Here is a 20,728-nt window from a genome sequence, read left to right on the forward strand (position 1 = left end):
TCGTCGGAGGCATGCACCCCGTGTCCGTATTGACTTCCCGCCGCGGTGTCAGCCCTGCGCCAGCACCTGCGCGATGGCGTGCGCCACGGTGTCGACGTTGCGCGTGTTCAGGCCGGCCACGCACATGCGCCCGGAGCGCAGCAAATAGACGCCATGCGTCTCGCGCAGCGCATCGGCCTGTGCCGCTGAGAGCCCCGTGTACGTGAACATGCCGCGCTGCGCGAGGTAACGGGAGAGTTTCTCTGCGCTGACGTGCGCCGCCAGCCGCGCATGAATCTGCGCGCGCATCGTGGCGATGCGCGTGCGCATGCCGTCAAGTTCGTCTTCCCACGCGCGCCGCAAGGCGGGGGTCGTCAATACTTGCGCAACGAGCCGCGCACCGTGCGTCGGCGGATTGCTGTAGTTCGCCCGTACCGTGCCGGTCAGCTGCCCGAAGACGCGAGACGCTTCGTCTGCCGAGGCACACACAACCGAGAGCGCACCGCATCGCTCGCCATACAGCGAGAAGTTCTTCGAGAACGAATTGGCCACGACGGTCGGCACGCCCGCATCGGTCAGGGCGCGCACTGCGAAGGCGTCGGCGTCGAGACCGTCGCCGAAACCCTGATAGGCCATGTCGACGAACGCGATGAGGCCGCGCTCGTGCAGCACTGGTATGAGCGTTTGCCATTGCGCCGGGGTCAGATCCACACCGGTCGGGTTGTGACAGCAGGCGTGCAACAACACGATGCTGCGCGGTGGCAGCGACGAGAGTGTCTCGAGCATGGCGTCGAAGCGCAGTCCGCCGGTGGCGTCGTCGTAATACGGATACGACTGCACGGGAAAGCCCGCGCTCTCGAACACCACGCGATGGTTGTCCCAGCTCGGATCGCTGATCCAGACGGTGCTCTCCGGGAAATAGCGCTTGAGGAAGTCAGCCCCCACGCGCAGTGCACCGCCGCCGCCCAGTGTTTGCAAGGTGGCGATGCGTTGTTCGCGCCGCGCGGCATTGGCTTCGCCGAACACGAGTGCCTGCACGGCATCGCGATAGGTCTGCGTGCCGGCCATCGGCAGGTAGGGGCGGGGGCCGATGTCGGTAAGTACGGCCGATTCGGCGTCGCGCACCGCCTGCATTACGGGCAGACGCCCGTCGTCGTCGAAGTAGATACCGATCGACAGATTGACCTTGCGCTGACGGGGATCGCGTCCGAAGGCTTCGTTCAGACCGAGGATGGGGTCGCCGGGATAGGCGTCGACGTGGGAAAACATGAGGGGGCTCGCTCCTTGCCGATTCGAAGGGGATCGGCGGTGAATTTTGAAAATCGATTGTGGGCGACGCCCCTTTACGGAACAATCAATCGATTTTGGTCCATTCGTAAGCGAAACTTGATAATCGAAGCGCCATGCCCCTGACCCGTGTCACGCTCCGCCAGTTCGAAGCCCTGGTGGCTATTGCCGAATTGCATAGCTTCGCCGAGGCCGGCAACCGGCTGGGGCTCACGTCGTCTGCCGTGAGCCAACTGGTGGCCGAACTCGAATCGGTACTGGGGTTTCGCATCTTCGACCGCACGACCCGCCGGGTGGCGTTGTCCAGTGCGGGACGTGATTTCCTCGCCTCGGCCGAATCGGTGCTGCGTCACGTGCAGGCCGCCGAGAAGACCGCCGACGATCTGCGCAATCGCGCCGCCGGTATCGTGCGCGTGGGCGCGCCGCTGGTCCTCGCGAGCATGGCGCTGCCCGCGGCGATTCGCGCTTACGCCGCCACCCGCCCCAAGGTCGTGGTGCGCGTGGTCGACACGCCCGTCGACGCGCTCATCGATCATGTCGCCAATGGCGACCTCGATCTGGCCATCGGCCCCAACCGCGCCACCGGGGCACACGTGGCGGGCGAGCCGGCGTTCGACAGCCCGTGGGTGTTGTGGTGCACGCCGGAACATCCGCTCGCGCAACATCGCCGCGTGCGCTGGTCGGATTTGCGCGATACGCCGCTCGTTGCCGCAGGCCGCGATCACGAACGTAGCGTCGCGCAGATGCGGTTATCCGCGCCGGACGATGCGCGCATTACGCCCATCGACGTGGTCGATAACGTGACGACCGCACTCGGGGTCGCGGCGCAAGGACTGGCGGCGACACTCACGCCCGGTTACGTCGCGGCGCTCGCGCATCCGTTCGGTCTGGTGATGCGGCGTGTCGTGTCGCCCGAGACGATTCGTCAGGTGTGTGTCTATCGTCCGCTGTCTCGTGCGGCGTCACCTGCGGCGGAGGGCTTCGCGCAGTTCTTGCTGGAATGGCTGCCAGCGTGGAACGAACGAATCATGGCAACGCCTCAGGCGTGAGCTGCGCGCGCCGTCAGCGGCGTTTAGCATCGGACGAAGGCGGCGGCAACGCCGCAAGATCTTCGCTCAGCTGCGCACGCAACGTCGAGATGGCGGCTGTCGTGTCGGCCGGTTTCAACTCCTCACGCGCGATGGCTTCGCGAAGATGGTGACGCAGTATCGGGTCACGCGTTTGCGAGAGCGTTTCGCGATAGAACGGCAAGACGTTCTCGGGGTGACCGCCAACGCGATAGAGGTGCGCGATCTCTTCAATCGTGCGAACGGCGGCAAAGGCGGGACCGCCGGAGGCGGCGGGGCCACGTGGGCCCGGCCCGCCGAAGTGCGGGCCGATGCCCGGCGGCGGCGGCATTTCGCGGACTTCGCCGGCGGGTTGCGCGCTCTGCACGCGCGCGGCGGGAGGGAGTGCGTCGGCGGTGGCAACGCCGGTGGCCGTCATGGCCAGCAGGAACGCAAGTGCGCCGGCCGTGTGGCGCATGCTGATCTTCATCATATGGACTCCGTATTAAATGCGCTCGCAGGAGTATCGAACGCTCTGGGGCAAGCGTAACGCGCATCCGATGCTCGGCCGGGGGGCGGTAACGACATGTAAGGCGAGTCGTGCGGCGTTACACTGGTGCGCTCGCCGCACCAACTTTGCGCGGGCTTTGCTGTCGACTCCCGCCCAGCGTTCGAGGAGACCCTTATGGCATCCGGTACGACAACCGAATTCGTTCACCCCGCCTCCGTTACGTCGTGGCGAAGCCCGGTGGATTTCTACGCCACCCTCACGCGCGTGATCGATGCGCTGAAGCAGCATGGCATGACGATTTTCGCCGACATCGATCAGAGCGCGGCGGCTGCGGCTGCCGGACTGGAATTGCGCCCGACACGTCTGCTGCTTTTCGGTAACCCGAAGGGTGGCACACCGGTCATGGTGCTCAATCCGCATGCCGGACTGGAGTTGCCGCTCAGGGTGATGGTGTGGGCAGCCTCTGCCGACGACGTTCGTGTGGACTTTCTGAATCCCGGCCCGTCGTTAAGCGCGCTGTACGGCATTGGCTCGGCGCAGGCGTCGGGGTTCGGTGGCGTGGCGAAGCTGCTCGACGCGGCCCTCGCAGGGTGACGGGACGTTTCGATTTTCGGTTCCGGGTTCGGCCGCCGAAACGATGTGCAGTGCGATGCGAGCGACGTGACGCCCGGCGACGGCGCGAGGCGACGTCGCGCACTTGCCCGATCGGCGCTCAGCCTTGTCAGGTGGGCTTCGCCGCGCACTGTGCGTCGGCGTAAAAGTGCCTATACTGATCCGGCCTGACTGCGCACGGACGCCCCTGCCTGTCGCGCCCCTCTCCCGCGGGCGCTCAGTCATTGCCGTGCGCAGGCATTTCCCCCCTTCTTTGATGGAGCAATTTCCGTGTCGAACAGTCAATGGATCCGTGTCGAAACCGTGGATGGCGCCTTCGATGCCTATCTGGCATTGCCGCCGTCGGGTAAAACCGCAAACGCGCCAGGCATCGTTCTGGTGCAGGAAATCTTCGGCGTGAACGAACACATTCGTGGCGTGGCCGATCAATACGCGATGGACGGCTACGTGGTGCTCGCGCCGGACATCTTCTGGCGTGCTGCCCCGCGCATTGAGCTGGGCTATGCCGGCGACGACATGACCCGCGCCTTGGCGTTGCGCAAGTCGGTCGATGTCGAGAAAGCGGTGAAGGATATCGAGGCGACGGTCAAGGCGCTGCGCGCGAGGATCGATGGCGGCGCCAAGGTCGCAGCCGTCGGCTATTGCTTCGGCGGTCTGCTGTCGTATCTGAGCGCAGCGCGCGGGCTGGTCGACGCCGCCGTGCCGTACTACGGCGGCGGTATTCACAACTATCTGGCCGAAGCCGCCAACCTGAACGTGCCGGTGCAGTTCCACTACGGTGCCCTCGACAGCCACATCACACCGGATATCGTGACGTCGGTGAGCGACACCGTGAAGTCGCGTCCGAACACCGAAGTGTTCGTGTACCCGGGCGCCGATCACGGCTTCAACTGCTGGGCGCGCGGCTCGTATCATCAGCCGTCGGCGGCGCTGGCGCATGGCCGTGCGCTGGAATTCCTCGCGAAGTCGCTGACGACGTAAGTTCTGATGCGGCGCGAGGGACATCGCGACGTTCCCAACCCGTAGACGGCAAGAAGCCCGCTTTGGCGGGCTTCGTCGTTTCTGGCGTCTGGTGCATGACGCTGTCCGGCGGACCTCCTGACTACTGGGGGAGTCCGCTAAAAAAGCCCGTCGCCGGAGCGACGGGCAAAGTCCTGTGCGTTGAACCACCACGCACAGCGACAGGAGTCTTGGGTCGGGGAGGACCGGAGATCACACTGGACGCCGGCGGATGCCGACGCGTCGTTATGCGCAGAACGACGCGCCGCGGCCTCTGGTGAGAGGCTCGCGGCGCGGCGAGTTACATTACGAACCGAAGTAGGTCGTGCCGGCGCGTTGCAAGCCACCGACCGAACCCATCGTGACCGGGGCGCCGGCCGATACCGGCTGTGCGCTCGGGGCGGCCTTCGGGTACACGGCGTCGTGTTGCACCACGAGGCCTGCTTGTTGGGCCTGGATGAGTTCCTCGCGGACCTGAGCGCGGCTCAGCGCGCTGGTTTGCGGCACCCACGAGAATTCCGAGGGGCCGTCGAAGGCATCGCTGGCGAAAGCCGAACCGGCCGAGAGGGCCAGCATTGCGGAAACCAGAGCCGAGGTGATAAGGGTGCGTTGCATGATGTTTTCTCCTGTCTTTTGAAAGGGGCGATGTGATATTCATCGTCGACAGTTGAAGTCTATTAATGCAGACGCCGGTGATAAAGACGACTTCGGACAAGCAACTCTTGTTCAAATAGAAATAATCGACAGCAACCGAGGAGACACCGATGCTTTATCTGTGGATCAAGGCCGTACACCTGATTGCAGTGATCACGTTAATTGCCGGGATGGTGACGATGGCACTGGGCGGCCGTCTCACGCAGCCGGAATGGCGAGGCATCGCGCGACAGGCGGACTACCGGCTGGCGTCGCCCGCGTTGATCGTGGTGTGGCTGACCGGTCCCACGCTGGCGATCATGGCGAATTGGTGGAGTGCGCCGTGGCTCATGGTCAAACTCGTTCTGGTCTTGGTGATTTCAGGGTTGCACGGCCGTTTGTCTGCCACGCTCCGACGGTTGGAGCGTGACGGCGCCACGGCGTCGCCGGCGCTTTTTCAGCGAGCCCTGCCCGTTACGCTGCTCTCGATGGCGGGAATCGTGGCGTTGGTGATCGTCAAGCCATTCTGAACTGTGCGCGCCGCGCAACGGCGCGGTAAGGGATTCGGCTTGGTGGGCGTGCGTGCCCGGTGTTACGCTGACGACATCGCCAAAAACGTCCCAAAAATTACGCCTTTGACACGCCTGGTGCCGATGCCGATCCCAAGTGCGGTACCCCTGGAGTTTCAGGGGCATGCCCGCCCCGTCGGCGCGTTGGCGAAAGATTATCCGGATGGACACGTCGTGCGGACGCATAGGCACCCGCGCGCACAACTGATGTATGCCACCGCGGGCATTCTCGAAGTGCGCACCGACACGTCGTTCTGGGTGATACCGCCGCAACGCGCGTTGTGGATTCCGGGGGAAGTCGCGCATGAAGTGCGCATGCGCGGCAGAGTCGAGATGCGCACGATCTATGTCGACGTGGCTCGATGCGGTATCGCGGCACCCGACACGCCGGTGGTCATCCGGGTTTCCGCCCTGCTGCGCGAGTTGATCCTGCGCGCGACGACGCTCCCCGAAGACTGGTCGCCCAACGGCCGCGACGCGCTCGTCATGGCGCTATTGCTTGAGGAGGTCGAGTGGAAGAGCGACTCGCCGTTGCACTTGCAAGTGCCCCGCGATCCGCGTCTGCGCAAGATCTTCGATATTTATCTGAGTACGCCGGCCGACGCGCGCAGTTTGCAGGATTGGGCGATCGAGGTTGGGGCGTCGAGCCGCACACTTGAGCGACGCTTCATGACGGAGTTCGGATTGCCGTTCCGCGAGTGGCGTCAGCAGATGCGTCTGCTGGGCGCGCTGCCGCTGTTGGGCGCCGGGCGGCCCATCACGCAAGTAGCTCTCGAAGTCGGTTACGACACCCCGAGCGCGTTTTCCACCATGTTCCGCCGCTTTATGGGCGTGACGCCAAGCGAGTACCTGACACGCGCCCGCGGCCATGCGTGAGCCAGTGCAGGGCGTCCCACATGTCGTCGTAGACCGTCACGCCTTCGGCATGCAAAGGTGAGCGCTGGCGCTTCGAACCAATGCCGACGAAGTCGATGCCGAGTTGACGCGCCACTTTCAGATCCCACATGCCATCGCCAATCGAGACGATCGCGCGAGGTTTCGTAATGCCGTAACCGGCTTGCGCCCGCTTGATCGCTTCGGCCACGAGTTGTTCGCGCGAACTGTATTCCGACGCGGTGATGAGCATCGCGTCCGTGTAGTCGATAGCCACCGAGCGCAGCTTGCGGTGACTGACTTGCCGGATACCGCCCGTGGCGAATACCACGCCCCAGCGCGACCGGTGCGCGGCTTCGACGAAGGCTCGGGCGCCGGGAATTTCGGCCAGACCGTGGGCGTTGAGCAGGGCGGTGAAACGCTCGTCGATCTCGTGTTCGAAGCGAGCGAGGTCGTGAGGTTGCGGCAACGCCCGGCCGTGCTCGGCGTGGGCGTGAATCAGGATGCCGGTGTCGGTGTGATGGGGGTAGCTGCCCCAATCGGTATTCAGGTCCTCGAATGCCAGTGACTCCATTGCACCCAGCAGCGCGCGCTGGTGAATGCGGACCGAATCGGTCAGAGTGCCGTCGACATCGAGCACCAGAATGCTGTCTTTTTCGAAACTGGCCTGCATGGCGGAATGGGACTCGTGTCAGGGCGGAGGTCTAGCCACCTAAATGTCGCAGTGTACGAATTCGCGCTGTTTAAAAAAACGCGTTGAGTGACATCGGATACGCCGGATGCGACATGGAACCTGCGGGATTTGATAGTTCGGGCATCGTTTGCCGGCCATCTCCCGTGAAGGCGGCGCCAGGCCGCCCTTTCGCGGGGAGGGGGAGGCGCTGCACGATCAGCCGTAGCGAGGGCGCGACAGCGACGAGTATTTCTGTGCCAGACGTTCAAGCTTGGCAAGCGCCGCTTGCATTTCGGCGATCGATGGCGCCTGAGCGCGCTGAGCGCGGCGCATGCGTGAGCTGGGAAGGGTCTGCGTTGAGGTTTCGCCAGTCTTCGATTGCGCTTGGGGGGCAGGTTGCGCCGGGGCCGGTGGGGATGCCGGCACCCGCGGCGGGAAGGTCAGGGTCGAAGCGCCCGGTTGGCAGGGTTGCTGCCGGACATGGGCATGCGATTCGGGGGCGAGGGCTTCGCGTGTCTCGCCGCGAGCGAATTCGCCAAAACGTTGGTGTCCGTCATGAAGCAGCTCGGCGAGTGTGTGCACGATGTCTTCGCCCGGTCCCACGGCGCGCATTTGCATACGGGCCGTCATGTACGTATCGGGGACTTCGCCGAACAGTTGATTTACATGCTGAGCCGCATGTGCGAGCGTGTCCTCGAGAATCTGCTGCACGGTGGAAGGCGTAGCCAGCGAGACGAACAGCGAGTGGTGCCGGCCACCCGCAGGTGTTCGGATGTAAGCGCCCAGCATGGCGTCGCGCACCTCCGGGACGCCGGCCGAACGTCGGCTCTGCGCATTCGGGAATGGGCCTGCGACGTGATGGCGCCGGGCTTCCTGTTCGCCGCTCAGCACGCGCAGGAAGGCGAGTTGAGGGACTTCGACATAGGTGTCGGCATGGCGCAGCATGCGTTGCGCGTCGGGTGGCATCTGGCCAAGTTGCTGCGTGAGGCGTGCTTCGATGGACGCCACGGAGAACTTGCCCTGCGACTCGGCCGCGAAGGTTTCGGAGAATGCGCGCTCGAGCGAGTGGCTATCGCGGCGCTGTCTGGCGAGCATCGTGCGCATCGGCGCAGGGAGCGACGCTTCGCAACCGGCCAGCATCAAATGGCTTGGGCGCACCGCAACGTTGGTATCGGGGGGAAGGTCGAGCAGGCAATTCTCAGCGTCGTTGCGGCTGCCCCTCACGCAAACCGAACGCACATCCATGAGCCGTTCCGCGAAGACCTGTGCTCGGGTCGTGGGGGCGCGCGACCAGTCGAGCCTGTCTTCGGTGGCGACGCAGGCCAAACCTTGCGAAGCGGCAGAGGCGGGCGCCATCGCGACCTGCCGCAGTCCGGCTGTCATATCTTGCGCGTGTGCCGACTGATGCGGCAGCGCGACGCCGTGCGAGATGGCAAGGGCATTCGTTACCCAGTTCAGCAGGGGAATATGCATGGCGGTTACTCCGGTTGAGGTCACGGGTCCGTTCCCGCGATGCGCCGGAGTATGGCCGCTACACCGCTACGGATTGTTGCGTCGGGGCGCCCGCGTTCGGAATTCGGCACAGGCCGGTGCGCTCTCCTGCACAAGCGTATTCAAAGCGTACGTAACGGTATTCACACGATAGCGGCGCGCAGGCTGGGCGGCGCTTCGCGCAGCAACGACCTGAGGCGCTTGAGAGCGCTGGCGAGGCGCTCGGTATCGCGCACGCCGCCCAGCGAAATCCGGATGGCGTTGGGGGCGTCGGGGTTCAGACAGAAGGCGTCTGCTGGCGTGACGGCCAGCCCTTCGGCGCGCGCCGCCATCGTCAATTCGCGGGCGGTCCATGGCGCTGGCAGCGTATGCCAGAGATGAATGCCCTGCGTCACGGGGGTGTGCGCGTCGCCAAGAATGTCTGCGGCAATCGCCTGACGCTGCGCGGCGGCCTCCTTCACTCCGTCAAGAATGCGGTCGGCCATGCCGTTGTGTATCCACTGCGTGGCCAGCCCCGTCATCAACGGCGGCGCCATGAGCGCGAAGGAGTGCAACGTATTCAGGAAATTGTCGCGCTGACGCGCGCTGGCGAGCCGGACGTAGGCGGTGCGCAACCCCGGTGTGAGACATTTAGACAGCGTCGCCACGTAATGCACGCGATGCGGTGCGAGACGCGCCAGCGGCGGCGGCGCGTCTGCGGCGAGACGCCAATAGGGGTCGTCTTCGATCAGCGTCAGATCGAGTGTCTCGGCGACAGCGAGTAGCTCGCGGCGACGACGCTCCGGCATCGTGCGGGTGGTCGGATTCTGGAGGGTAGGGTTCAGATAGACGAGGCGCGCGCCGTGATCGCGTGCGGCGGCGCTCAGGGCGTCGGGCAGCATGCCGTCGTCGTCGGCGGCGACGTACGCCAGTTGGCGCCCGAGCGTGCGTGCCGCGCTATGCAAGCCTGGATAGACGATCGGCTCGCACAGCACCGTTTCGTCACGCGCGGTGCCGATGAGCAGTAGGGCGGCCAGCGTGGCCTGCGCGCCGGGGCAGACGAGCACATCGGACGGGGAAACCGCGCCGAGCATCGGGGCCAGCCACAAGGCGCCGGCCTGCCGGTCGGCCATACCGCCATCACCCAGTTGATAGGCCATGAGCATCGACGCATCCGTGTGCCGGAGCACTTCGTCGATACCCTTTTGCAACATCTCTCCCAGAAACAGACCGGCCGGGGCGGGCGGAATATTCATGCCCAGATCCAGTACCTGATCGAGGGCTACGCGCGGCGTACTCACGAAGGTGCCGAGCGGGCCGCGGCCTTCGATAGCGTTGCGCTCGCGCGCCCGGTTGTAGGCACGTGTGACGGTGGTGAAATCGATGCCCAGCCATGCCGCCAGTTCGCGCTGCGCCGGCAGACGGTCGCCCGGCCGCAGACGTCCATCCGCCACCGACTGCTCGATGAATCCGGCCAGCCGCAGATAGCGGGGCCCTTTGCCGGTGGTCAGGGCGGGCTTCCAAAAGGTGGCGCGCAGGCTGTCGTGAGAGGCGTCCATGGCAATGTGGGTGTGATGTATGGATATTTTTGGCGACTTGGCCGGGTGATTGCAGTGTAGTTTGCATACATGGTGGTCGCAATACTTGAATTCGGGAGGTGCCGCCGCATCTTGAGCGGGGACACTTGCACGGATTGCGGTGCAGGGTGGGTGGCAAGGCGTTAACAATCAACGACTTACCGGGCAAATCTGCTGGTGAGTGCATTGACACTTGCGGCGAGCGCAGGTATAGTCGCAGGCTCCGGTTTTTCCGGCGGCATGCCTGTGCCTAATGCAAAATGCTTATGCATCAAGCGGTTAGGTGCGGACAATCCGCAAGAGCAGCCGGTGAGTACGCAGTAAAGTCGCATGACGGCCCGCCTTGGCTTTCATGCTTTTGACACGTTTAGGAAATCACAATGCCAACGATTAACCAATTGGTCCGCAAGCCGCGCACCTCTGCTCAAATCAAGAGCAAGAGCCCGGCACTGCAGGACTGCCCGCAGCGTCGTGGCGTGTGCACCCGTGTGTACACGACGACGCCGAAGAAGCCGAACTCCGCACTTCGTAAGGTTGCCAAGGTGCGCCTGACGAACGGTTTCGAAGTCATCTCGTACATCGGCGGTGAAGGCCACAACCTGCAGGAACACTCGGTCGTGCTGATTCGCGGCGGTCGCGTGAAGGACTTGCCGGGTGTGCGTTACCACATGGTGCGCGGTAGCCTCGACACGCAAGGCGTCAAGGACCGTAAGCAAGCCCGTTCGAAGTACGGCGCGAAGCGTCCGAAGGCCTAAGCGGCTAAGCGGATATATGTTCGGTGATGGTGTATATCGTCACTGAGTAAGTGGTCACTCGGCCTCTGGTGGCTAGTAGGTGGCCTGGAGCAAAGCTCCAACTGAATTTATTAAGGAAGAAATCATGCCGCGTCGTCGCGAAGTCCCCAAGCGCGAAGTGTTGCCCGATCCGAAGTTCGGCAACGTTGATGTCGCTAAATTCATGAACGTGCTCATGCTTGCCGGCAAGAAGTCGGTTGCAGAGCGCATCGTTTATGGTGCTTTCGAGCAGATCCAAACCAAGGCGGGCAAGGATCCGCTGGAAGTCTTCAACACCGCTCTCGGTAACGTGAAGCCGGTGGTTGAAGTCAAGAGCCGCCGCGTTGGCGGTGCAAACTATCAAGTTCCGGTCGAAGTGCGTCCGTCGCGTCGTATGGCATTGGCGATGCGTTGGTTGCGTGAGGCCGCGAAAAAGCGTAGCGAGAAGTCGATGGCCCTGCGTCTGGCAGGTGAGCTGATCGAAGCCTCGGAAGGCCGTGGCGGCGCCATGAAGAAGCGTGACGAAGTTCACCGCATGGCTGAAGCCAACAAGGCATTCTCGCACTTCCGCTTCTGACGCTGGCAAGCAGTACCTAGAGCAGAAACCGGGGCGGGTGCGCATGAGAAATTGCGCCTCGCCCGTTTGTGTTAGTAGCCCCCTCAAAAATGGCGGCTACATTGAAAGAGGTTTAAAGTGGCTCGTACAACCCCTATCGAGCGCTACCGCAACATCGGTATTAGCGCTCACATCGACGCAGGTAAAACCACGACGACCGAGCGCATTTTGTTCTACACCGGTGTGAACCACAAAATCGGTGAAGTGCACGATGGCGCGGCGACGATGGACTGGATGGAGCAGGAACAAGAGCGTGGCATTACGATTACGTCGGCTGCCACGACCTGCTTCTGGTCCGGCATGGCGAACAATTACCAAAAGCACCGCATCAACATCATCGACACCCCGGGGCACGTCGACTTCACGATTGAAGTCGAGCGCTCGATGCGTGTTCTCGATGGCGCGTGCATGGTGTATTGCGCTGTGGGTGGCGTGCAGCCCCAGTCGGAAACCGTTTGGCGCCAGGCCAACAAGTACGGCGTGCCGCGGCTGGCGTTCGTCAACAAGATGGACCGTACCGGCGCGAACTTCTTCAAGGTCTATGACCAACTGAAGAACCGCCTGAAGGCCAACCCGGTGCCGGTGGTGGTGCCGATCGGTGCAGAAGAAAGCTTCAAGGGCGTGGTTGACCTCATCAAGATGAAGGCGATCATTTGGGACGAGGCGTCGCAAGGCATGAAGTTCGACTACGTCGACATTCCGGCCGAGCTGCAAGCCGAAGCCCAGAAGTGGCGCGAAGGCATGGTCGAAGCGGCTGCTGAGTCGAGCGAAGACCTGATGAACAAGTACCTGGAAGAGGGCGACCTCTCCGAGGCTGAAATCATCAACGGTCTGCGCACGCGTACCATCGCTTGCGAAATTCAGCCGATGCTGTGCGGTACCGCGTTCAAGAACAAGGGTGTGCAGCGTATGCTGGACGCCGTGATCGACTTCCTGCCGTCGCCGGTCGACATTCCGCCGGTCAAGGGCACGGACGACAAGGAACAGCCGGTCGAGCGTCGTGCGTCGGATGACGAGAAGTTCTCGTCGCTGGCGTTCAAGATCATGACCGACCCGTTCGTTGGCCAGTTGATCTTCTTCCGCGTCTACTCGGGCGTTGTGAACAAGGGCGACACGCTGCTGAACTCGGTCAAGGGCAAGAAGGAACGCCTGGGCCGTATCGTGCAGATGCACGCGAACCAGCGCGAAGAAATCGACGAAGTGCGTGCAGGCGACATCGCCGCAGCCGTCGGTTTGAAGGACGCGACCACGGGTGACACGCTGTGCGACCCGACCGCCCCGATCGTGCTTGAGCGCATGGTGTTCCCGGAGCCGGTGATTTCGCAGGCTGTCGAGCCGAAGACCAAGGTCGACCAGGAGAAGATGGGCCTCGCCCTGAACCGCCTGGCGCAGGAAGATCCGTCGTTCCGCGTGCAGACCGATGAAGAATCGGGTCAGACCATCATTTCGGGTATGGGCGAGCTCCACCTCGAAATTCTGGTTGATCGTATGAAGCGCGAATTCGGCGTGGAAGCCAACATTGGCGCTCCGCAAGTGGCTTACCGCGAAACCATTCGCAAGTCGGCAGCGGACGTCGAAGGCAAGTTCGTCAAGCAGTCGGGTGGTCGCGGCCAATTCGGTCACGCGGTCATCACGCTGGAGCCGAACGAGCAAGGCAAGGGCTACGAGTTCGTGGACGAGATCAAGGGCGGTGTCATTCCTCGCGAATACATCCCGGCGGTCGACAAGGGTATTCAAGACACCCTCAAGAACGGTGTTCTGGCTGGCTTCCCGGTCGTGGACGTCAAGGTTCGCCTGACGTTTGGTTCGTACCACGATGTGGACTCGAACGAAAACGCGTTCCGTATGGCCGGTTCGATGGCTTTCAAGGAAGCCATGCGCCGTGCTAACCCGGTGATTCTCGAGCCGATGATGGCCGTGGAAGTCGAAACGCCGGAAGACTACATGGGTAACGTGATGGGCGACTTGTCGTCGCGTCGCGGCATTATCCAGGGCATGGACGACATGGTTGGCGGCGGCAAGATCGTGCGCGCTGAAGTCCCGCTGTCGGAAATGTTCGGCTACTCGACCTCGCTGCGTTCGGCCACGCAAGGCCGCGCCACGTACACGATGGAGTTCAAGCACTACGCTGAAGCTCCGAAGAACGTGAGCGAAGGCATCATCAGCGCTAAGAATAAGTAAGTTATTGATTTGGTGGGTGTCCGCATCGGACGATACGGCACCCTACTCACTGTTTAATCGTCTATTCAGTATCTGAGGATTCGGAAATGGCAAAGGAAAAATTCGAGCGGACTAAGCCGCACGTGAACGTTGGCACCATCGGTCACGTTGACCACGGCAAGACCACGCTGACGGCTGCTATCGCAACGGTTCTGTCGTCGAAGTTCGGCGGCCAGGCCAAGAAGTACGACGAAATCGACGCAGCACCGGAAGAAAAGGCACGCGGTATTACCATCAACACCGCGCACATCGAGTACGAAACGGCTAACCGCCACTACGCACACGTTGACTGCCCGGGCCACGCCGACTACGTCAAGAACATGATTACCGGTGCTGCCCAGATGGACGGCGCTATCCTGGTTTGCTCGGCCGCCGACGGCCCGATGCCGCAAACGCGTGAGCACATCCTGTTGGCCCGTCAGGTTGGCGTGCCGTACATCATCGTGTTCCTGAACAAGTGCGACATGGTCGACGACGCCGAGCTGCTCGAGCTGGTCGAAATGGAAGTTCGCGAACTTCTGTCGAAGTACGAGTTCCCGGGCGACGACCTGCCGATCATCCAGGGTTCGGCCAAGCTGGCGCTGGAAGGCGACAAGGGCCCGCTGGGCGAAGAAGCCATCATGAAGCTGGCTGAAGCCCTCGACACGTACATCCCGACGCCGGAGCGCGCTGTTGACGGCACGTTCCTGATGCCGGTGGAAGACGTGTTCTCGATCTCGGGTCGCGGTACCGTTGTGACCGGTCGTATCGAGCGCGGCATCATCAAGGTCGGCGAAGAAATCGAAATCGTCGGTATCGCCATGGACGGCGACAAGCCGAAGATCGACAAGACGACCTGCACGGGCGTTGAAATGTTCCGCAAGCTGCTCGACCAAGGTCAGGCTGGCGACAACGTCGGTATTCTGCTGCGCGGCACGAAGCGTGAAGATGTTCAGCGTGGTCAGGTTCTGGCCAAGCCGGGCACGATCAAGCCGCACCGCAAGTTCTCGGGCGAGGTCTACATTCTGTCGAAGGACGAAGGCGGCCGTCACACCCCGTTCTTCAACAACTATCGTCCGCAGTTCTACTTCCGTACGACGGACGTGACTGGCTCGATCGGCCTGCCGGAAGGCAAGGAAATGGTCATGCCGGGCGACAACGTGTCGATCAAGGTTGAACTGATTCAGCCGATCGCCATGGAAGAAGGTCTGCGTTTTGCAATCCGCGAAGGTGGCCGTACCGTCGGCGCCGGCGTCGTTGCCAAGATTGAAGACTAATTGCGGATTCGATGAGGCGGGTGCCGGCGTGGCCGGTGCCTGTTTCTCAAAGTCTGTTTGCTCTTTGTGATTTACCCGGCACCCGAACGAGGGCTGCCACGCTCTTTGGAGAATTTCCATGCAGAACCAGAAGATCCGCATTCGCCTGAAGGCTTTCGACTACCGCCTGATCGACCAGTCGGCCGCCGAAATCGTTGAAACCGCCAAGCGCACCGGCGCAATCGTCAAGGGCCCGGTGCCCCTGCCGACGCGTATCGAGCGTTTCGACATCCTGCGTTCGCCGCACGTCAACAAGACGTCGCGCGACCAGCTCGAAATCCGTACGCACCAGCGCTTGATGGACATCGTCGATCCGACGGACAAGACCGTTGACGCACTGATGAAGCTGGACCTGCCGGCTGGCGTCGACGTCGAGATCAAGCTGCAGTAAGGCTTGCGAGCGACTTTGCTCTTGAAAGCCCCGCCAATGCTGGACCGGCGGGGCTTTGTTATGCGATTTAGCAACACTTGTCAAGCGATAAAAGTCCGTCTATAATGGCGGGCTCAAGTGTAGTTTTGAAAAGATGGCCCACATCCGTGGACCATCCTTTTGTCATTTAGCCCCGGCCAATCGCAGTCGGGAATGGAGAAAATCATGAGCCTTGGCCTTGTCGGTCGCAAGGTTGGCATGACGCGTATTTTCACGGACGACGGCGATTCGATTCCCGTCACCGTGCTCGACGTGTCTAACAACCGCGTGACGCAAATCAAGACGGATGAAACGGACGGCTACACCGCCGTTCAAGTCACTTTCGGCAATCGCCGCGCAACGCGCGTCGTTAAGGCCGCCGCCGGTCACTTCGCGAAAGCGGGTGTCGAAGCCGGTGAAATCCTCAAGGAATTCCGCGTTGACGCTGCCAAAGCTGCTGAACTGCAGCCGGGCGCAGTCGTTGGCGTCGATCTGTTCCAAGTGGGCCAGAAGGTCGACGTGCAAGGCGTGTCGATCGGTAAGGGCTACGCCGGTACCATCAAGCGCTACAACTTCGCTTCGGGCCGCGCTTCGCACGGTAACTCGCGTTCGCACAACGTGCCGGGTTCGATCGGTATGGCGCAGGATCCGGGTCGTGTGTTCCCGGGTAAGCGCATGACGGGTCACCTGGGCGACGTCACCACGACGGTGCAGAATCTCGAAATCGCGCGCATTGACGCTGAGCGTAACCTGATCTTCGTGAAGGGTGCCGTTCCGGGCGCCAACGAAGGCAAGGTTTTCGTGACCTCGGCAGTCAAGGCCAAACTCGCGAAGGGAGCGTAACAATGGAACTGAAGCTCCTGAATGAGCAAGGTCAGGAAGGCGCTGCGGTCAACGCGTCGGACGTCGTGTTCGGCCGTGACTACAACGAAGCGCTGATCCATCAGGTTGTGGTGGCTTATCAAGCCAACGCCCGTAGCGGCAATCGTGCGCAGAAAGACCGCGAACAGGTCAAGCACACGACCAAGAAGCCGTGGCGTCAGAAGGGTACGGGCCGCGCTCGTGCCGGTATGTCGTCGAGCCCGCTGTGGCGCGGCGGTGGCCGTATCTTCCCGAATTCGCCGGAAGAGAACTTCACCCACAAGGTCAACAAGAAGATGTACCGCGCCGGTGTGTGCTCGATTCTGTCGCAGCTCGCCCGTGAAGGTCGTCTGTCGGTCGTCGAGGACATCAAGCTGGATGCTCCGAAGACCAAACTGCTCGCTGACAAGGTCAAGGCCATGGGTCTTGACTCGGTGCTGCTGATCACGGATAGCGTGGACGAGAACCTGTTCCTGGCCTCGCGCAATCTGGCTCACGTTGCCGTCACCGAGCCGCGTTTCGCCGACCCGCTGTCGCTCATCTACTTCAAGAAGGTGCTGCTGACGAAGGGCGCGATCGCCAAGATTGAGGAGATGCTGTCATGAGCGACGTGCGTAAAAACGACCATCGTCTGTACCAGGTCCTGCTCGCGCCGGTGATCTCCGAAAAGGCGACGCTGGTGGCTGACAAGAATGAACAAGTGGTGTTCCAAGTTGCACGCGACGCGAACAAGCAAGAAGTGAAGGCTGCGGTTGAGCTTCTCTTCAAGGTGGAAGTCGAGTCGGTGCAGATCCTGAACCGTAAGGGCAAGCAAAAGCGCTTTGGCCGCTTCATGGGTCGTCGCGACCACGAGAAGAAGGCTTACGTGAGCTTGAAGCCGGGTCAGGAAATCAATTTTGAAGCGGAGGCCAAGTAATCATGGCACTCGTCAAAACGAAACCGACGTCGCCGGGCCGCCGTTCGCTGGTCAAGGTCGTCAACAAGGATCTGCATAAGGGCAAGCCGTTCGCCCCGTTGCTCGATACCAAGAGCAAGACCGCCGGCCGTAACAACAACGGTCACATCACCACCCGTCATATGGGTGGCGGTCACAAGCAGCACTACCGTATCGTCGATTTCCGTCGCAACAAGGACGGCATCACGGCGAAGGTTGAGCGTCTGGAATACGACCCGAACCGCAGCGCGAACATTGCTCTGCTGTGCTACGCCGATGGCGAGCGTCGTTACATCCTGGCCCCGAAGGGTCTGACCGTCGGCCAGCAACTGGTCAGCGGCTCGGAAGCCCCGATCAAGGCCGGTAACACGCTGCCGATCCGTAACATTCCGGTCGGTACGACGATTCACGGCATCGAGCTGCAACCGGGCAAGGGCGCGCAAATCGCTCGTGCTGCCGGTACCTCGGCAATGCTGCTGGCTCGCGAAGGCACGTACGCTCAAGTGCGTCTGCGTTCGGGTGAAGTGCGTCGCGTGCACATCGAGTGCCGCGCAACCATTGGTGAAGTCGGTAACGAAGAACACAGCCTGCGCCAACTCGGCAAGGCCGGTGCAAAGCGTTGGCGCGGTATTCGCCCGACCGTTCGCGGTGTGGCGATGAACCCGGTGGATCACCCGCATGGTGGTGGTGAAGGTCGTACGGCTGCTGGTCGTCATCCGGTCAGCCCGTGGGGTCAGCATACCAAGGGTAAGCGTACCCGCTCGACCAAGCGCACCGACAGCATGATCGTTCAGCGTCGCAAGAAGCGTTAATTGGAGCTAGCAAATGACTCGTTCTGTTAAAAAAGGTCCGTTTTGCGACGCTCATCTGCTGAAGAAAGTGGAAGCGGCAGCTGCATCGCGTGACAAGAAGCCGATCAAGACCTGGTCGCGTCGTTCGACCGTCCTGCCCGATTTTATCGGCCTGACGATCGCTGTACATAACGGCCGTCAGCACGTGCCTGTGTACGTGACGGAAAACATGGTCGGCCACAAGCTGGGTGAGTTCGCTCTCACCCGTACCTTCAAGGGCCATGCGGCCGACAAGAAGGCGAAGAAATAAGGGGCCGATCATGGAAGTGAAAGCAATTCATCGCGGTGCCCGTATCTCGGCGCAGAAGACGCGTCTGGTCGCTGACCAGATTCGTGGCCTGCCGCTGGAGCGTGCACTCAATGTCCTGACCTTCTCGCCGAAGAAGGCCGCGGTCATTATCAAGAAGGTTCTCGAGTCGGCTATCGCCAACGCCGAGCACAACGACGGTGCTGACATCGACGAACTGCGCGTTAAGGGCATTTACGTCGACAAGGGCACCTCGCTCAAGCGTTTCACGGCCCGTGCAAAGGGTCGCGGTAACAAGATCGAGAAGCAAACCTGTCACATTACTGTGACGCTGGGCAACTAAGGGGTCACGATGGGACAGAAAATTCATCCGACTGGCTTCCGTCTGGCTGTCAGCCGTAACTGGGCTTCGCGTTGGTATGCCAACAACCAGAATTTCGCACAGATGCTGAAGGAAGACATCGGCGTTCGCGAATATCTGAAGAAGAAGCTGAAGAACGCTTCGGTTGGTCGTGTCATCATCGAACGTCCGGCAAAGAACGCTCGCATTACGATTTTCAGCTCGCGTCCGGGTGTTGTGATCGGTAAGAAGGGCGAGGACATCGAAATCCTCAAGGCCGAGCTGCAAAAGCGCATGGGCGTGCCCGTGCACGTGAACATCGAGGAAATCCGCAAGCCGGAAACCGATGCGCAGCTCATCGCTGATTCGATCGCTCAGCAGCTCGAGCGCCGTATCATGTTCCGTCGCGCAATGAAGCGTGCGATGCAGAACGCGATGCGTCTGGGTGCCCAAGGCATCAAGATCATGAGCGCCGGCCGTCTGAACGGTATCGAAATCGCCCGTACCGAGTGGTACCGCGAAGGTCGTGTGCCTCTGCACACGCTGCGCGCTGACATCGACTACGCGACCTCGGAAGCGAAGACGACGTACGGCATCATCGGTATCAAGGTGTGGGTGTACAAGGGTGACACGCTGGGCCGCAACGACGCTCCGGTGGCTGAAGAGCCGGCCGAAGAAAAGCGTCCGCGCCGCAACGCGCGTCCGGGCGACCGTCGCCCCCGTCGTGACGACGCTGGCGATAAGGCCGGTGCGAAGCGCGGTGGTGCACGCCGTCCGGCTGGCAAGCCTGAAGGCGATGCCAAGACTGGAGAATAATCATGCTGCAACCGAAACGCAGAAAGTATCGCAAAGAGCAGAAGGGCCGTAACACTGGCGTCGCCACCCGTGGCAACGAAGTGTCGTTCGGCGAATTCGGCCTGAAGGCGGTCGGTCGTGGTCGTCTGACGGCTCGTCAAATCGAAGCCGCGCGTCGTGCCATGACTCGCCACATCAAGCGCGGTGGTCGTATCTGGATCCGTATCTTCCCGGACAAGCCGATCTCGCAAAAGCCGGCAGAAGTACGTATGGGTAACGGTAAGGGTAACCCGGAGTACTACGTCGCCGAGATTCAACCGGGCAAGATGCTGTACGAAATGGACGGTGTGGATGAAGCGCTGGCTCGCGAGGCGTTCCGCCTGGCTGCTGCCAAGCTGCCGATTCAGACGACGTTCTTCGTACGTCGCCTTGGCGCCTGAGGGGAGAATTTGAAATGAAAGCATCCGAACTTCGTGCCAAGGATGTCGACGGCCTGAACAAGGAACTGTCGGATCTGCTGAAGGCCCAATTCGGTCTTCGCATGCAAGCGGGCACCCAACAGCTGAGCAATACCAGCCAGTTGAAGAAGGTGCGCAAGGACATCGCGCGTGTGCGTACCGTGTTGACTGAGAAGGCGAGCCAGAAATGAACGATACCGCTAAGACCTCGCTGAAGCGTACCCTCGTGGGTAAGGTTGTCAGCGACAAGATGGACAAGACGGTTACCGTGCTGGTCGAGCGTCAAATGAAGCACCCGCTCTACGGCAAGTACATCGTGCGTTCGAAGAAGTACCACGCGCACGATGAGGCCAACCAGTACAAGGAAGGCGATACGGTCGAGATTCAAGAATCCCGCCCGCTGTCGAAGACCAAGGCCTGGACGGTCTCCCGTCTCGTGGAAGCCGCCCGTATCATCTAAGGTGAGCTGAAGCGAAGGCTTGACTTGCAAGTCCGGAATTATCATTGTATAATTCCGGACTTTCCGCTTCTTTCGCTAAAACCGGTCTTTGGTTTCGCAAGGGAGTGGATGGCTTCCGGAGCCGATTCGTATCCTCTACGGGTCAGGTAAAGGTAAGCAAGGTTGTCCACTTTTGAACGACTCAACCCAAACGGCACCCTTTGGTGCTGACGGGGACCAAGACTGACCGACGCGTATGTG

At 61.7% G+C, this 20,728-nt stretch carries 26 protein-coding genes; 20 read left to right on the forward strand and 6 right to left on the reverse strand.

Annotated features, from left to right (window positions below; translation table 11 throughout):
• Window positions 1-48: 48 nt before the first annotated feature.
• Window positions 49-1,248, reverse strand: coding sequence for an amino acid aminotransferase (locus AT395_RS01485; protein ID WP_048628228.1), 1,200 nt, complete (start codon window positions 1,246-1,248; stop codon window positions 49-51).
• Window positions 1,249-1,382: 134 nt separating this feature from the next.
• Here AT395_RS01485 and AT395_RS01490 point away from each other — a divergent pair, with 134 nt between their 5' ends.
• The gene (locus AT395_RS01490; protein ID WP_042113436.1) at window positions 1,383-2,315 is read left to right on the forward strand and encodes a LysR family transcriptional regulator; all 933 of its coding nucleotides are present in this window, start codon (window positions 1,383-1,385) and stop codon (window positions 2,313-2,315) included.
• A 13-nt stretch (window positions 2,316-2,328) separates the two neighbouring features.
• Here the strand turns inward: AT395_RS01490 and AT395_RS01495 are convergent, their stop codons facing one another.
• Window positions 2,329-2,805, reverse strand: a complete 477-nt coding sequence (locus AT395_RS01495) for a hypothetical protein (protein WP_048628227.1) — start codon at window positions 2,803-2,805, stop codon at window positions 2,329-2,331.
• A gap of 192 nt (window positions 2,806-2,997) precedes the next feature.
• Here AT395_RS01495 and AT395_RS01500 point away from each other — a divergent pair, with 192 nt between their 5' ends.
• Both AT395_RS01500 and AT395_RS01505 read left to right on the forward strand, forming a co-directional pair.
• On the forward strand, window positions 2,998-3,417 hold the full coding sequence (locus tag AT395_RS01500; protein WP_042113435.1) for a DUF302 domain-containing protein: 420 nt from the start codon (window positions 2,998-3,000) through the stop codon (window positions 3,415-3,417).
• Window positions 3,418-3,705: 288 nt separating this feature from the next.
• Entirely contained in the window at window positions 3,706-4,416 is a 711-nt protein-coding gene (locus AT395_RS01505) for a dienelactone hydrolase family protein (protein WP_082117687.1), read from the forward strand.
• Between the two features lie 324 nt (window positions 4,417-4,740).
• Here AT395_RS01505 and AT395_RS01510 read toward each other — a convergent pair whose 3' ends face one another.
• Window positions 4,741-5,049 carry a DUF4148 domain-containing protein gene (locus AT395_RS01510; protein WP_042113431.1) on the reverse strand — a complete coding sequence of 103 codons (309 nt, stop codon included), beginning with the start codon at window positions 5,047-5,049 and terminating at the stop codon, window positions 4,741-4,743.
• 149 nt (window positions 5,050-5,198) lie between these two features.
• Between AT395_RS01510 and AT395_RS01515 the strand changes: the two genes are divergently transcribed.
• Together AT395_RS01515 and AT395_RS01520 are read left to right on the forward strand one after the other, a co-directional pair.
• On the forward strand, window positions 5,199-5,597 hold the full coding sequence (locus tag AT395_RS01515) for a CopD family protein (RefSeq protein ID WP_048628226.1): 399 nt from the start codon (window positions 5,199-5,201) through the stop codon (window positions 5,595-5,597).
• A 246-nt stretch (window positions 5,598-5,843) separates the two neighbouring features.
• The gene (locus tag AT395_RS01520; protein WP_231586157.1) at window positions 5,844-6,512 is read left to right on the forward strand and encodes an AraC family transcriptional regulator; all 669 of its coding nucleotides are present in this window, start codon (window positions 5,844-5,846) and stop codon (window positions 6,510-6,512) included.
• Here the strand turns inward: AT395_RS01520 and AT395_RS01525 are convergent.
• From AT395_RS01525 to AT395_RS01535, 3 genes are all read right to left on the reverse strand, one after another.
• Window positions 6,460-7,182: an HAD family hydrolase gene (locus tag AT395_RS01525; protein ID WP_042113429.1), complete on the reverse strand. Its 723-nt coding sequence runs from the start codon at window positions 7,180-7,182 to the stop codon at window positions 6,460-6,462. The two genes, AT395_RS01520 and AT395_RS01525, sit on opposite strands and share 53 nt — an antisense overlap.
• 216 nt (window positions 7,183-7,398) lie before the next feature.
• Window positions 7,399-8,655: a hypothetical protein gene (locus tag AT395_RS01530; protein ID WP_048628225.1), complete on the reverse strand. Its 1,257-nt coding sequence runs from the start codon at window positions 8,653-8,655 to the stop codon at window positions 7,399-7,401.
• A gap of 161 nt (window positions 8,656-8,816) precedes the next feature.
• On the reverse strand, window positions 8,817-10,211 hold the full coding sequence (locus tag AT395_RS01535; RefSeq protein WP_042113426.1) for an aminotransferase-like domain-containing protein: 1,395 nt from the start codon (window positions 10,209-10,211) through the stop codon (window positions 8,817-8,819).
• Between the two features lie 398 nt (window positions 10,212-10,609).
• On the opposite strand from AT395_RS01535, the gene rpsL reads away from it, so the two are divergent.
• The 15 genes from rpsL to rpsQ all read left to right on the forward strand — a co-directional run bounded on the left by rpsL (window position 10,610) and on the right by rpsQ (window position 20,488).
• Window positions 10,610-10,984, forward strand: coding sequence for a 30S ribosomal protein S12 (gene rpsL / locus AT395_RS01540; RefSeq protein ID WP_010804142.1), 375 nt, complete (start codon window positions 10,610-10,612; stop codon window positions 10,982-10,984).
• Window positions 10,985-11,108: 124 nt separating this feature from the next.
• On the forward strand, window positions 11,109-11,579 hold the full coding sequence (gene rpsG, locus AT395_RS01545; RefSeq protein ID WP_010804141.1) for a 30S ribosomal protein S7: 471 nt from the start codon (window positions 11,109-11,111) through the stop codon (window positions 11,577-11,579).
• A 117-nt stretch (window positions 11,580-11,696) separates the two neighbouring features.
• Entirely contained in the window at window positions 11,697-13,799 is a 2,103-nt protein-coding gene (gene fusA, locus AT395_RS01550; protein ID WP_042113425.1) for an elongation factor G, read from the forward strand.
• Window positions 13,800-13,885: 86 nt separating this feature from the next.
• Window positions 13,886-15,094, forward strand: a complete 1,209-nt coding sequence (gene tuf / locus AT395_RS01555; protein WP_042113424.1) for an elongation factor Tu — start codon at window positions 13,886-13,888, stop codon at window positions 15,092-15,094.
• A gap of 118 nt (window positions 15,095-15,212) precedes the next feature.
• Window positions 15,213-15,524 carry a 30S ribosomal protein S10 gene (gene rpsJ, locus AT395_RS01560; RefSeq protein ID WP_010804138.1) on the forward strand — a complete coding sequence of 104 codons (312 nt, stop codon included), beginning with the start codon at window positions 15,213-15,215 and terminating at the stop codon, window positions 15,522-15,524.
• Between the two features lie 204 nt (window positions 15,525-15,728).
• Window positions 15,729-16,385, forward strand: coding sequence for a 50S ribosomal protein L3 (gene rplC, locus AT395_RS01565; RefSeq protein WP_010804137.1), 657 nt, complete (start codon window positions 15,729-15,731; stop codon window positions 16,383-16,385).
• A gap of 2 nt (window positions 16,386-16,387) precedes the next feature.
• Window positions 16,388-17,008 carry a 50S ribosomal protein L4 gene (rplD, locus tag AT395_RS01570; protein ID WP_042113423.1) on the forward strand — a complete coding sequence of 207 codons (621 nt, stop codon included), beginning with the start codon at window positions 16,388-16,390 and terminating at the stop codon, window positions 17,006-17,008.
• Complete coding sequence (gene rplW, locus AT395_RS01575; protein WP_010804135.1) at window positions 17,005-17,319, forward strand: 50S ribosomal protein L23; 315 nt, start codon at window positions 17,005-17,007, stop codon at window positions 17,317-17,319. Before rplD ends, rplW begins: the two co-directional genes overlap by 4 nt.
• A 2-nt stretch (window positions 17,320-17,321) precedes the next feature.
• Complete coding sequence (gene rplB, locus AT395_RS01580) at window positions 17,322-18,149, forward strand: 50S ribosomal protein L2 (RefSeq protein WP_039374943.1); 828 nt, start codon at window positions 17,322-17,324, stop codon at window positions 18,147-18,149.
• Window positions 18,150-18,162: 13 nt separating this feature from the next.
• Window positions 18,163-18,438, forward strand: coding sequence for a 30S ribosomal protein S19 (gene rpsS, locus AT395_RS01585; RefSeq protein WP_010804133.1), 276 nt, complete (start codon window positions 18,163-18,165; stop codon window positions 18,436-18,438).
• A gap of 7 nt (window positions 18,439-18,445) precedes the next feature.
• A complete protein-coding gene (gene rplV, locus AT395_RS01590) occupies window positions 18,446-18,778 on the forward strand; it encodes a 50S ribosomal protein L22 (protein ID WP_197090685.1) in 333 nt (110 codons plus the stop codon).
• 9 nt (window positions 18,779-18,787) lie between these two features.
• Window positions 18,788-19,591: a 30S ribosomal protein S3 gene (rpsC, locus tag AT395_RS01595; protein ID WP_039374939.1), complete on the forward strand. Its 804-nt coding sequence runs from the start codon at window positions 18,788-18,790 to the stop codon at window positions 19,589-19,591.
• 2 nt (window positions 19,592-19,593) lie between these two features.
• Window positions 19,594-20,010 carry a 50S ribosomal protein L16 gene (gene rplP / locus AT395_RS01600; protein WP_010804130.1) on the forward strand — a complete coding sequence of 139 codons (417 nt, stop codon included), beginning with the start codon at window positions 19,594-19,596 and terminating at the stop codon, window positions 20,008-20,010.
• Window positions 20,011-20,024: 14 nt separating this feature from the next.
• The gene (gene rpmC, locus AT395_RS01605; RefSeq protein ID WP_010804129.1) at window positions 20,025-20,219 is read left to right on the forward strand and encodes a 50S ribosomal protein L29; all 195 of its coding nucleotides are present in this window, start codon (window positions 20,025-20,027) and stop codon (window positions 20,217-20,219) included.
• Window positions 20,216-20,488, forward strand: coding sequence for a 30S ribosomal protein S17 (rpsQ, locus tag AT395_RS01610; protein ID WP_042113421.1), 273 nt, complete (start codon window positions 20,216-20,218; stop codon window positions 20,486-20,488). Before rpmC ends, rpsQ begins: the two co-directional genes overlap by 4 nt.
• Window positions 20,489-20,728: the final 240 nt, after the last annotated feature.

The sequence above is a fragment of the Pandoraea apista genome, assembly GCF_001465595.2.
Lineage (GTDB): Bacteria > Pseudomonadota > Gammaproteobacteria > Burkholderiales > Burkholderiaceae > Pandoraea > Pandoraea apista.